Annotated in this window: 10 protein-coding genes and 2 pseudogenes; 3 read left to right on the forward strand and 9 right to left on the reverse strand. The window is 60.5% G+C overall.

Going from position 1 to position 12242, the window contains the following annotated elements:
* Positions 1 to 276 precede the first annotated feature (276 nt).
* A pseudogene (locus BT264_RS40300) lies at positions 277 to 474 on the forward strand (IS110 family transposase); the annotation flags it as partial.
* A gap of 49 nt (positions 475 to 523) precedes the next feature.
* On the opposite strand, the pseudogene BT264_RS37650 reads toward BT264_RS40300, so the two are convergent.
* From BT264_RS37650 to BT264_RS35550, 5 genes and pseudogenes are all read right to left on the reverse strand, one after another.
* Positions 524 to 678 (reverse strand): annotated as a pseudogene (locus tag BT264_RS37650) (helix-turn-helix domain-containing protein); the annotation flags it as partial.
* A 115-nt stretch (positions 679 to 793) separates the two neighbouring features.
* A complete protein-coding gene (locus BT264_RS35540) occupies positions 794 to 2863 on the reverse strand; it encodes a two-partner secretion domain-containing protein (protein ID WP_072445278.1) in 2070 nt (689 codons plus the stop codon).
* Between the two features lie 141 nt (positions 2864 to 3004).
* On the reverse strand, positions 3005 to 4771 hold the full coding sequence (locus BT264_RS35545) for a ShlB/FhaC/HecB family hemolysin secretion/activation protein (RefSeq protein ID WP_072467068.1): 1767 nt from the start codon (positions 4769 to 4771) through the stop codon (positions 3005 to 3007).
* A 191-nt stretch (positions 4772 to 4962) separates the two neighbouring features.
* Positions 4963 to 5112: a hypothetical protein gene (locus tag BT264_RS39450; protein WP_177318450.1), complete on the reverse strand. Its 150-nt coding sequence runs from the start codon at positions 5110 to 5112 to the stop codon at positions 4963 to 4965.
* A 48-nt stretch (positions 5113 to 5160) separates the two neighbouring features.
* Entirely contained in the window at positions 5161 to 5664 is a 504-nt protein-coding gene (locus BT264_RS35550; RefSeq protein WP_371287143.1) for an ISAs1 family transposase, read from the reverse strand.
* Between the two features lie 242 nt (positions 5665 to 5906).
* On the opposite strand from BT264_RS35550, the gene BT264_RS35555 reads away from it, so the two are divergent.
* Positions 5907 to 6854, forward strand: coding sequence for a lytic transglycosylase domain-containing protein (locus BT264_RS35555; RefSeq protein ID WP_083534381.1), 948 nt, complete (start codon positions 5907 to 5909; stop codon positions 6852 to 6854).
* 66 nt (positions 6855 to 6920) lie between these two features.
* Here BT264_RS35555 and BT264_RS35560 read toward each other — a convergent pair whose 3' ends face one another.
* The gene (locus BT264_RS35560; RefSeq protein ID WP_083534383.1) at positions 6921 to 9038 is read right to left on the reverse strand and encodes a WD40/YVTN/BNR-like repeat-containing protein; all 2118 of its coding nucleotides are present in this window, start codon (positions 9036 to 9038) and stop codon (positions 6921 to 6923) included.
* 62 nt (positions 9039 to 9100) lie between these two features.
* On the reverse strand, positions 9101 to 9556 hold the full coding sequence (locus BT264_RS35565; protein WP_072445283.1) for a hypothetical protein: 456 nt from the start codon (positions 9554 to 9556) through the stop codon (positions 9101 to 9103).
* Positions 9557 to 9638: 82 nt separating this feature from the next.
* On the opposite strand from BT264_RS35565, the gene BT264_RS37655 reads away from it, so the two are divergent.
* Positions 9639 to 10418, forward strand: a complete 780-nt coding sequence (locus BT264_RS37655; protein ID WP_143155822.1) for a T3SS effector IpaJ family cysteine protease — start codon at positions 9639 to 9641, stop codon at positions 10416 to 10418.
* 130 nt (positions 10419 to 10548) lie between these two features.
* Here the strand turns inward: BT264_RS37655 and BT264_RS38840 are convergent, their stop codons facing one another.
* Positions 10549 to 11100 carry a hypothetical protein gene (locus tag BT264_RS38840; protein ID WP_143155823.1) on the reverse strand — a complete coding sequence of 184 codons (552 nt, stop codon included), beginning with the start codon at positions 11098 to 11100 and terminating at the stop codon, positions 10549 to 10551.
* A gap of 687 nt (positions 11101 to 11787) precedes the next feature.
* A complete protein-coding gene (locus tag BT264_RS35575) occupies positions 11788 to 12105 on the reverse strand; it encodes a hypothetical protein (RefSeq protein ID WP_143155824.1) in 318 nt (105 codons plus the stop codon).
* Positions 12106 to 12242 lie beyond the last annotated feature (137 nt).

Genomic DNA, 12242 nt, shown 5'->3' on the forward strand with positions numbered 1-12242 from the left:
GCTGTTTCTTCGGTGCAATGCCGTTCTACCATATCCCGCCCCAGTATCTGAGCGCGCACCGCGCGCGTCTCCAGTCGCCCTACGGGCTCCTTGCTACGCGCGCAATCTCATCCCCCATCATCGCGATTGGCTGTCGCTTTCTCATATTGCGCAACATATCGTGCCGCCGCTATCTAACGCCGCCCAAAAAGCGCGGATTTGGACCGCCATCGACACCGAAGACACCCCAGGCCTAAATCGCCGTCAATCAAGCTGCGGCAGGCGCCCAGCGATGCGGTAGAAGCGCGTACTGCACAGGCAAACCAGATACGCGGTCTCCTTAGCGAATTCGGACTTGTCGTCCCGCAAGGGATTTCGCACATTGGCCGGCGGGTACCGGAGTTGATTGAGGATGCCACCAGCGAGTTGACGGGATCGTTCCGGCTGCTGATTCAGCGCCTGATCGAACATTTGAAAGAACTTGATCGCCAGGTCGATGGCGGTCCAGGTGGGGGCGTCCATCCCATTAGTTCCGACTTTATCTCCCCCCTCGGTCGTACAGTTCCTTAAATCGGTAGAAGCTGTCGCGCGTGTAACCCATCACGCGGCAGGCCCGACTGGCGTTGCCGAGTTGCCGAGTTGCCGCGCCAGCTCGAGCATGCCGACCTTGGCGCGGATGACCTTCTGTTCCTGAGTCATGGCGGACTCCTTGCTGTTTGCGGCGCGCATTGCCGCTACGGGCTACGCCCTCCGCGCCAATGCGCGCCAGCATGAGAAGCCAACCACTGTCAGATTTAGTCTAGTTCACTGCAGCTTACGGGTTCAATCCGGCAACAGTCCAGATCTGCGGCGCGACCGGTGCATACGACACCGCCGTAGGCAACCTGCCCCAGACGTCGCGGCCAAAACGGTTATAGCCGTACTTGTTGTAACCTTTGCTGTTAAATCCATCCACGAAGTATCCTTGTGCGTTGTAGCCCGTCCAGTAGTAACCGTCGCGATTCATGCCGTCCCGGTCGTAACCGCCCTGATCGTAGCCGTCAGCCCCATAAACTGCGGTATAAGGCTTGGCGCCCACTGGAGGCAGTACCGACATGCCGTTACGGTCGACCCCGGCCTTGTTGTAACCGTTGCGGTCGTAACCGCCGCGGTCGAGGCCATACTGGTCGTAGCCGTCTGCACCGTAGACAGCGGAGTAAGGCGGGACAAACGCCACCGGGTTCTCACCGCCGCCCGGATTACCGGTCCCCGGCCGGGCCACGCCATTGCGATCGAAGCCCGCGGCGTTGTACCCGTCGCGACCGTAACCATCCTTGTCAAAACCCTGGGCATTGAAACCGTAGCGGTCATAGCCCTGGGCGTTGAAGCCCTGACGGTTGTAGCCACCTCGGTCAAAGCCCTGGGCATTGAAGCCGTCGCGGCCGTAACCGTCCCTGTCAATACCCTGAGCATTGAAACCGTAGCGGTCATAGCCCTGGGAGTTGAAGCCCTGGTGATTAAAACCGTCCCTGTCAAAACCTTGGGCGTTGAAACCGTCCTTGTCGAAACCGTTGCGGTCGAAACCATTTCTGTCATAGCCGTACTGGTCGTAGCCATCCGCACCGTAGACAGGAACCGTCGGACCATTCGGCCCTGAACCGGTCGTGACCTTGCCCCCATTACTGATCAACCAGTTCGGCGCATCAAGCGCGCCCTCGCGCACCTCCGCACTGTTGTGTCCAGTCACCTGCGCCTGCGTGCGCGCGACAGCGCGGCCCGTAACCACCACCTTGTCGCCCGACAGAATAATATTGTCGCCGTCCAGCCTTGCGTTGTCCGCTACCCGCAACGTGACGTCCTTGCCCGGCCCGGCCGCGAAGATACTAATACCATCCGCGTTTATCGTTCCGTCCACCAGCGTGTCATTGCTGGAGTTCACGCTGAGGTTCCTGGCGTTGATCGACCCGCCGAGATGGGTTTCCGTACCATCGCCACCACCGTTGACGAACACGTTGCCGCCGACCTGACGTACGCCGAATCCAGGAAACTCCACGTCAACGCCGCTGGCGTCGATCGAGCCGGTGTTGCGGATGGCCTCGCCCCGCGTGCCGCGCCCACCCGTGGCGCTCAACAGCACCTCACCTGCGTCCACCTTGATCGCCCCATCGTTGGCCACCAGACCGTCAACAACCGTGGCGCTCGGAATACCACGGCTGGCACCGTCAGTGATAAGGCCTCCCGTCGAGCGTGCCTCGCTTGCATCAACAATGTTGCTCGCCACGAGATTCACGCGTGCCAAGTCTGCGGTTCCCGAACCGCCGCGGGCGATGATCTTGCCCGTCGCACCGTTGATCACCTGGCTGCCAAACAGGCTGACGCCCGCCGAGCCGGCGGTGATCGTGCCATCGTTGACGACCGCCGCATCGGCCGCGCCGGACACCTTGCGAAACGCTAGTGGCGCCGCGCCACCGAGCGTACGCATGAAGTCATTATCGCGTACGTCGAGTGTCGACAGAACGACACCGTTTGCGTTGACCGAGCCGGTCTTGCCCACCACCACACCGTTCGGGTTGACGACGAAGACCCGACCGTTCGCGTTCAACGCGCCGTCGATCTGCGTGCGACTGGCAGAGTTCACGCGGTTCAGAATCACCGACTGTGCAGTCGGCTGGTTGATCTGCACCCGCTCGCCGTTCGCAATGTCGAAGTTGTTCCAGTTGACAATCAGGCGATTGCTCTCCTGGTTGATCGTGGTTGTCGTGCCGCTGGTGCCGATCGTGCCGGTGCCAGCAGCGACCTGGCCCACGCCGACGGCACCCGCGTGGCCTGCGATCAATAGCGGAATCAATGCCGCGAGCGGCTTGAGCCGTGATGCCTGAGTCTTCATTACGGATATGGTGCTCATCAGAGCGTTCTCCTTTAAAGCTTCAAAACAAAAAACGTCGACGCATTTGCGTCGATCAATGTGTCCGGCTACGCATCGGCATGCGTATGCCCAGACCCTGTTGACCCTCGCGCACCTTCCTGCATCGCGCAAAGGTCCTGTTCAGAAAACGAGCATTGCGCTGATCCACGTCTGACCGGCCTTCGATGTCGGCTGCCCTGCCGGCGACGCGCCGATGCGCCACGCCTCGCTCAGGCTCACCGCCACTTTCTGGTTGTATTGATAGCTCAGCCCGATTCCTGCCGACTGCACAGTAAATGTGTTGGCTGCACCGTCTAGCGAGCGATCCTTGTTGATCTGTCCTCGGCCGTAGTCGTAGAACGTGCTCACCGATAGCCCCGGAACCGGATCGATCTGCCGGCTCAGCGCGACCTGCACGAGTGCGCCGCGATCGACGCCCGGCAGTTCAGGGCCATACCCACGCACGCCCTGCGCACCGCCTATCGACATCTGCTCCGAGCCGTCCAGATGCCGGCTCGCCAGTTGCACGCTGCCCTTGACTGACGCGGTGAACCCCGCCACGACCTTTTGCGCATATTCGAAATTGCCGCTGAATCGGGTGAAGCGACCCGCAGTTGGAAATTCCTCGTCGTCGAACAGCCCCAATTCCCGCTGCGTCAGCGAGCCGGTCTGCAACGCGGCGTCGAACTGCACGGCGTTCGGTTGTCCCGCGAAAGTGCCCTGCTTCGAACCGGATACCCTGATGCCGCCTACCACCGACCTGCGTTTCGAGTCGATGTCAAAAAATCCGTCGCGCAGGCGCTTGTAATCGAGCGTCGTGCCGACAGTCAGACTGGCATCGTCCCGGTCGATAAGTGGCTTGTTCACGTAAATGCCTGCCACATCAGCCGCGCCGTTACCGTCGAACACGTCCTGATTGGGTCCACCCTGACGGTATTGGAGGCGCGTATACGATGCGCCCGCGCGCACACCGCTATAGCCCAGAGGGATTTCATAGGACAACTGCCCGATGACGGTATTGCCGCCCGCGCTCGCATGGTCCTGCCCCCAGCGGGGGGCGTAGAACGCCACGCCCTGTAACCGGTCGCCGATCCCGAGCGGGCTGTTTATTGCCAGCTGCGCGCCGGCGCGATTACGTCCAGAGCTCGCCGATCCCGAGTTGTCCACGACGAGCGCGCCCTGAACCCGTGCATCGGGCTTGGCCTGAAGCTGGACGTCGGTCGTGCCTACCGCCTCTCCGGGCGACAGCGACGGTCGCGCCTGCGCCACCCCGGGCAGCGCCTGCATCTGCCGTATTGCCTGTTCAAGCTCATTAAGCGTTGGCGCTTCACCCGTCCGGTTCGTCGGCAGGTAGTGCTCCAGCACGGCCGTCGATACGAGTGAAGTGTTGTCGAGCGATACCTTCTCGATGCGCCCACGATGGATCTCAAAGCGCACCGTGCCGTCGTTGACTTCCTGTGGCGGCAGCGTCGCATAGGCGAGCACGTCGACTTCGCTGCGCAGCAAGACGTTCAGCAGCGTGCGCACACGCGCGACTTCCGAAAAGCTCAATTCACGCCCCTCAAAGTGTGCGAACAGTTTTCGCACATGAGTGGCGGCAGGCTCCGGGAGGGACTCATCCACGACGAAGCGCTGCACATGCACGTGCGGCTCCGCGCGTTGCGGCGCCCCAGGCGTCTTCGACGGTGCGTTATCCTCAGCGTCGATACTGTCGCCTGGTTTGCCCGCAACACTGGGCGTCAGAAGCTGCTGGTTCTGACGCAACAGGGTGCCGGCAGTCGTACCTGGGGGCATCGGCAAGCTCTGAGCATGAACAGGTTGCGGAAGCGAGAAGAATGAAAGACCAATGAGGCCAGCAAGCCCTATGCTGCATTTGCGCAGCACAATCGGGCCTTCGATGTTTTTCATGGGAAACCGAAAAAATTTAGGTGCTTAAAAAGTCACACGACAATCGTTAGTCGACCTATGAACAAAGATATGACGACGAAAATCGATATTTTTTATCGGGATAAGCGGCCATCTGTTTTAAGCCGTCAGACAATCAGACTGATCCGAAAGTAGCGTGAAAATGCGGAGCCATGGCGATTGCACGAAGATCCTTACCCGCCAGGCATTTCGGCGCGATAGCGGTCTCTGGCACTGGCCTTGAGACGGCGATCTTTCAGTCCGACTTTGGCCTTCGTATCGCGTTCGAGCAGATTCAACGCGATGCGGCACAGGATCACGAAGTTCTGCGCGGCGTTATCCACGCCCCCCCCCCCCCGGCACTAGTCTTCGCCAAAGGCCATATCGATCGATCAGTGGAGGTTATTCTCAATGTGCCAATGGGCACGCACATGGGTGAGGTGTGCCGCATCGGCCGGCAGGCTGCAGACGTAGTAGCGGCGTTCGATGGTGACGATCGCCCCCTTGAGCTGCAGGGCGTCGAGCAGTTCAGGGATCACCGTGATCTCGTTGGATTTTTCCGCTGTGCGCACCTGACTCAGTGCCATGCCCAGCCCGCCACCGTAATGGCGCGCTCGCCGCGTTGCGTGAGCCACGCAAGGTCCTGCCGTCAATCGCCACGACCTGCCCCCGGCCAGTGCCGGGAACGGACCGCTCATCCAGCGCTTGGAGCATGCTTCGCACTGCTTTTGATTGAGCGCCGCGAACACCCGTCCGAAGGTGTCACGAGAAGGGATGCCCTGCACGAGCGGGATATGCCGGCGCTGCCAATCCAGTTTCGCCTCGCCCCACATCTCGATGGCAACCCGGTCTCCCTGTTGGCACGCGCAGGATATCGACCGCGTCGGACCCGGTATACGCTCTTCGTGCTGTCCGGCAGTCGCAAATGCTCAATACAACATTTCAGACACGTCCCACCCCCGTGTATTCGTGGTCCGATTCCGTCCCCGATGCCTGGACCAGTAAACTGCATCCATCAAGCAATCCTGACGAGTAGCACACCGCCTCGTCCCGAGCACGAATTCGAGCGCATACGAACAGCATCCGCTTTTGACGCATCGATTTTTGGCACATCAACTATTTTCGATCCGTCATTCTTATGCAGACCTATCGTGTTAACCAAGCAGGCGGGAAGGGTTCCGCCTCTGTCACCATTGCCAATCGACGCCGGAAAATCGCCAGCCTGACCGCGCGAGCATCCGTCCGCACCCTTGTCATATGCGGCGCGCTTGCCATTCCGGCACGCGGTTTGTTCGCCTCCCTACAGCCCCCTTCGACGCCTCTTCGAGGCCAGCCGACGCTCGGGAACGTGGCCGCCCCGGCATGGCCTTCTCCGCCCTCCGCGGCCACGACGACGCCGAGCTGGATCGAACGCCAATCGAACCGGCCGATCGATTTTTCCGCGGCGGCGCAGAATCTCGCGCTTGCTCGCGATGCCGTTCGATCATTGCAAGCGTCGGACGACGTCATTTCTTTCAGGCCGTCTGACTGGAGCACATTCCGGAACGAACTGCCGACGGCACCGATTCGGTCGCATACGTCCCGCCAGACACAGGATCCGGTCAAGCTCTCCGCCCCCCCATCCGACGACAAGCAAGCGCGTGAAAATAAAACCTGCACGCAACGATCGCAACGACTCGAGCCCCGCGTCGTCGCGCTGGCGTCGATCATCAAGCCCATTGCACGCCGCTATCAAGTCGATCACGCGCTGTTGATGGCGATCATCCATGTTGAATCGCATGGCAACCCACAGGCGATCTCCTATCGCGGCGCGATGGGATTGATGCAAATCATGCCTCGTACCGGCGCATACTACGGCGCACGCGATCTCTTCGACAAACAGCAGAACATCACCGCCGGCGCCCGATATCTTCGCGCGCTCACGATACGGCACGGTGGGCACACCGACCTCGTCATTGCGGCCTATAACGCGGGCAGCGGCACGATCATCAAACATGGCGGCCGCATTCCTCCGTATCCCGAAACGCAGCGGTACGTGCACAAGGTAGCGTCATATCGCGCCGCATATTGCGCACTGCCGGGTTGAGCATGGCTGTTCGACATTCTCCGTTTCATTGATGCACGCGAAATAGGTTGGCGGGGCACGGTGCGGCTATTGGCCGCCTGTCACCGTGATCAGATACGAGCCTCCCGCCGAAACGATCCACGCATTGTTCGCATTTGCCGCGTCCATGGCCGGCAGCCCGGTCGTCTGCGTCGGCGTATTCTGCGCGGCCCAACTGCTGCCCGCGTCGCCGGTGCGGAAGATGAATCCGGTCTCCGTGACGATCCAGCCTACCGATGGGCTCACGAACTTGACCGCGACGATCGACTCCGACGTCGGAGCGGCGCCCGTCACCCAGGTCGCCCCGCCATCGGTCGTTTGCATCAGCGTGCCCGACAATCCGACCACCCAGCCATGCAGCGTATCGCTGAAAGACACATCGGCCAGCGCGATCCCGTCGGGCGCCCGGAATACCGTGCTCCAACTCCGCCCGCCGTCTTCGGTACGCATTACATAACCGCCTGTGCTCACCACCCAGCCGTGATTGACATCAACGAAATCCACGCGTTTCAGCGCGGGTTTGCTGCTGTCGCTGTTTTGCACCGCCCACGTCGCCCCACCGTCCGTCGTCGCGACGATGCCTTCGCCCTGCCCCACCGCCCAGCCATGCACCGGATCGGCGAAACGAATCGCGGTCAGTCCGAACGGCGCGCGGGTCGGTATGGGATTCCAGTTCACGCCCCCGTCGGTCGTCCGCAAGACCTCACCGTTGCGGTTCAGTACCCAGGCATGGTCGTTGTCGACCGCCGAGACCCCCACCTGCCCCGCCGGAGCGGTCAATTGCGACGTCCACGTGATACCGCCGTCCGTCGAATGGACCACACCGCCGTTCTCCCCGACGATCCAGCCACTGCGCGCATTTGCAAACGAAACCGCATTGAGTGCGGTATTGCCGATCGGCAGCGCCGGCGCGATGCACCAGCCCGCGCCGCTCGCCTGTCCCGCACACACCAGATCTTCGACGGGGCTCTTGTCCGCCACGTAGAGCGTCATCGAGCCCGTGGCGCTGCCTGTCTGCGGATCGTCTACCGTGACGCTCACCCGGTGCTGGCCCTGCGCAGCGTAGGCATGAAACGGCGCGGCCTCCGTGCTCGTCGTGCCATCGCCGAAATCCCATTGATAGGCAAGCGGATTACCCTCGGGATTCTCGACGCTGGCCGAAAAACCCACCGCTTCCCCCACGACGGTTTCGAGCGGCCCGTGCACCACGACCGAATGCGGCGGCTCCAGTGGCAACACGATGACGGTTGCGGCCGCCGAGGCACTGTTGCCGCGCGCATCCGTCACGGTGAGCGTCGCGGTGGCCTGCTGGCTTGCATTGAGAAAGGTGTTCTGGACCACCTGTCCGGCGGCGGTAAACGTATCGCCGCTGAAATGCCAGACGTAGTCCAGCGCGGAACCGTCAAGCGATTGGGAAAAGCCGACGAACCGGGCCGGTGTATTCAGCCGCACCACGCCCGGCGCCAAAATGGACGGCGGAGATGGCGGCCCTTCCGGCACGGTCGTGCCGGTTACCGCCAATTGCGTGGTGGCGGACGCGCTCGCACCCGCCTGATTGGTGGCGAGCACGGTGATGGTGAAGGTTCCCGCGGAGGCGTACGTATGGATGACCCTTTGGCCCATCGCCGTCGCCCCATCGCCGAAATTCCAGCTATAGGTCAGCATGTTGCCATTGGGATCGACGGACGTCGCTTGCATCCCTTTTGCGACCCCGACCAGCGCCTGGCCCGCGTCGACTACGATCCGCGGCGCCGAAGGTGCGGTGGCGCTCGCCTCGACGATCACCTGCGAGGTTGCGAACGCCTTTTGTCCGCTTCCGTCCGTCACGCTGAGGGTAACCGCGAAGGTTCCGCTTGCCGCATAGGTGTGGGTGGCCTCGGCACCCTGCGCGGTGGCGCCGTCCCCGAAGTCCCACGAATACTGGATAGTCCGCCCCGAACCGCTGCCGGCAAAGCTCACCGCCTGCCCGACTGACGGCATCACCGGCGAGATGGACTCGATCCGCGCAGTCGGGACTGGCGTGGCGCCGCCCTCTCCCGAGCCTGGCCCCGTTCCGGATCCGGTTGTCGACACGCCGTTGCCGCAGGCGGCAATCAACGTTGCGGTGGCCGTCGCGCAGAACCAGCGTACGACGCATTTCACCCGCCCTGCCGCATTTGGGAACATGTCTGCTCCTGTTCTGGTGTTCGAGCCCGTCGATATGAATTGCGTTGCGCAATCCAGTCTAGTCACTCCCCCTTTGTTTCCCCAAATTCTGCCATGAGGAATTTCACCCGATGGGCCAAGCGCGGCGGATTCCTTGCGATCGCCAGGTTCACCAAGGCGACCCGCGCCTTTAATCGATCGTACGAGAAGGAACCTGCAGGGTAATTTCCGCGCGGCAAGGCCTCATCCCCTGAGCCGGGCCCGCCGCGTTCCGTCAAAAGGGTATTCGCGATGCTCCACGGATCCACCACTGCCATCTGTGCGGGCGCGCACAGATGGCGCCACATGAATAGGATGCACACACCGATATCCGATCTCTTGTCATACGTCGTTGCGCATTCCTCGAACAAGCGGCGCACCAGTTCGAACACCATGCACACCATACTTCGCACCATACAAGTCAGCGCTCTTTTGTCCTGGTGGAAAAGCGCCTTCGAATCACGATCAGCCTTCCGCCGCAGATCGATCCAGGCTTTCAATTGAAAATTTCCATGAACGATGACTATTCACTTGTTCGCCAATCCATCACGCGCTGCGCGTGATTCTCTCGCGGAAGCGCCGATGAACACGCCAGAGAATGGAATGCAGACAGGCCCGCTGAATCACGGCGCCGGCGTGGACGCTCTGCAGGAGCGTTCGTCCCGGGCAACCGGAGGCCCCCTTTTCGGACTACGCGATAGTGGCGCAACGCAACAACGTGTTCCCCGTGTGTCCGCCGGCATCAGTTCGCGCCGGCAGATTTTCGAGAACTCGTGCGGCGCCGCGAGTCTCCTTGTGATCGCGAAGGAACTCGGTGTCGAGAAGATGCCGGCTTTCCGGGGAGCACTCAGTTCCGCCGGTGACGGCAAGCTTGCATTGAACGGTGCGTCCGAACACGATCTTTTCATGATCACGAGCGGGATGACCACGCATCGGCGTCATGCGAATAGTGTCGTCAACGCCGGTTATTCGATGCCGCAGCATTTGATGTTCGCGGCGCGATTGCTCGGGCTAGAGGCGGACATTCACCAACAGCCGGGCATGATGTCCGCGGCGCTGAACAGGTTATACCCCGATGTCAGGAGTGGTCTGTCGCCCGACACGGTCATCAAGACGTCCGCGCCACGGCTGCGCGACGGCGAATACGAGATGAAGGCGCTCGCCGTGACGATTGGGGGGATCCCGGCCGGGCTCCACTGGGTGGTGCGTCGCACCGACGGTAGCTTCATGGACCCGGCGACGGGCAAGAATGCGGCGACTTTCGACGCAATGCGGCAAAACATGCGCGCCGAAAGCATTTCGTTTGCCGGATACCGGGATACACGAATATCGCTCGTCTTCCGTCGGGGCGATGCGAGGTGAAATGGTCTCCCCTGCCATTACTTGATAGAAACGCCCATCAGTTGTGCCGTCGTTGAAGGCGCCGATTTCCAGCCACATCGTTTCCGTCGCGAGCAATTTTCAGCGGAATTCTTGCCCGTCGCCTCTTGAACTATTGCGAAGCAGGTATCGGCTCCGAAATTGCATATGCAAGCTTGGATCGCAAGCGCGATTTGCCATTGCCATAGCGAATATCATCGATTTTCCACTCTCCGGATTCTTTCTTTAAAATGAGCTTGCTGATCAAGCTCGACGTGGTTTCGCCAACCAATATGTAGTCAATTTTAATTTCCGGGCGATTTCGCGTGCCGGAAATTGATCTAAACAGACAATCGGACACGGAATCCGGAGCGCCTTTCCAGTCCACGCCATCGCCCATGGCGGGCTTGCCTCCGGTTGCAGCTTGTACCGCTGCGCTGCGGGCCCAAGCGAGGTCGATCAGATTCGCCAATGCCGAGGTAACGACCTTCCGATAGACTTCGGGGCGATTCCCGGGAGCCACGGATTCCTTAGGATCCGCCTTGGAAGTGCTGATTGTGCTGCAGAATCTCGCAACGACCTGCTCGGCCTCGCGTTTAGATAGCGCAGACGAAGCCCACGTGGGGCTTGAGTTCAAAATAAATATGGCGAGGCCAAGCGAAATGAAGCCTGTCGTCCTATGCATGGTAGATGGTTCTCTTCCAAAAATCAGCGTTCTGAGCTACCACCTCAGACCGGCCTTGCCATGTTCGTTCACGTCGTGAATCTGAAGAACGTTTTTGGCTAGATCGATGCCGATGGTCATAATCTTCATGGTGGACGCTCGCATTCAGTTCAGGTGGTTGACCTAGCACTCACCACTTTGGCACATCGATGCCGTTGTGTGGGGGTCCATTCTATTAACGCCTTCTCGACCGTATCATCGCCGTCAAGTGCGAAGCAGCCACCGCCCGGCGCCGCTGAACCGCGCACGTCACGTTCATACCCCTGGCCGATACCCGATGCATGCGAATAGCGTGCACCGCCGACCCAGGTATTTCCGTTGTCGGACGGCGCCAACTGCAGATTGAGCCGCGACAGCCTTGCGCACCGTGCATTTGGCTCGCACTGCACAACTTCGCTGTCGATTGGGCCGGGCTGCTCCCGCTTGCAAGACGGACGCGATCCGCTACGTCTAGCGACCTGCATTTGAAAACGGCCGGACCTGCAATCCGGACGTTATTCTGGCCAGCACCAACTGCAACTGACAGCGCGCGCAATCCAGGATTATCTGCAACTGAGTCTGCATTCAGCGGCGCGAACCTGCATTTCACTGTCACGTGCCAACATGATCTGCAACTGACGAAACTTGTGGCGCTTTCATGCCTTGATCTCAATCCCCCGCTTTGCAGGTACCTTTTGATTCGGCAAGAAGGGTCGGCATCAATTCCTGAGCGAGGTGCCGGGATAGAGGAACCTGAAATTTGGCGCCCAGAACGTCTTGTATCGTTGCTGTGGAAATCGGCCTGCCATTGATAATCAGGGTCATTTTTTGATGCAGAGAGGCACGGGACACGCTCTCCATGCGGGTCGCCGCCACTTCGTTCAACGTAACGTTGAGTGTGACTATGTCGGGGTGGTCGGAATTCTCGTACTGCAACGTTAGACTGGCTTCCATAAAGTCGCATGCGGAAGACCAATTGACTTCCACTGCCTGGCACGAAATCGCACTACAGATCGCAGGTAGGATTAGCAGTCGGTTCCAGCGCATTCTCATACCTTTCTAGTCCAATAACTGATCATTTGATGGATGCCGCTCAACTGCGAACCCGATATCGCTGGGAATAT

This window comes from Burkholderia sp. NFPP32 (assembly GCF_900119325.1).
GTDB lineage: Bacteria > Pseudomonadota > Gammaproteobacteria > Burkholderiales > Burkholderiaceae > Burkholderia > Burkholderia pyrrocinia_C.

Bases quoted from the DNA above. Each gene is read 5' to 3' on its own strand.
- BT264_RS35540 (WP_072445278.1), bottom strand. From the start codon at position 2,863: ATGAGCACCATATCCGTAATGAAGACTCAGGCATCACGGCTCAAGCCG.
- BT264_RS35560 (WP_083534383.1), bottom strand. From the start codon at position 9,038: ATGTTCCCAAATGCGGCAGGGCGGGTGAAATGCGTCGTACGCTGGTTC.
- BT264_RS38840 (WP_143155823.1), bottom strand. From the start codon at position 11,100: ATGCATAGGACGACAGGCTTCATTTCGCTTGGCCTCGCCATATTTATT.
- BT264_RS35555 (WP_083534381.1), top strand. From the start codon at position 5,907: ATGCAGACCTATCGTGTTAACCAAGCAGGCGGGAAGGGTTCCGCCTCT.
- BT264_RS35545 (WP_072467068.1), bottom strand. From the start codon at position 4,771: ATGAAAAACATCGAAGGCCCGATTGTGCTGCGCAAATGCAGCATAGGG.
- BT264_RS37655 (WP_143155822.1), top strand. From the start codon at position 9,639: ATGAACACGCCAGAGAATGGAATGCAGACAGGCCCGCTGAATCACGGC.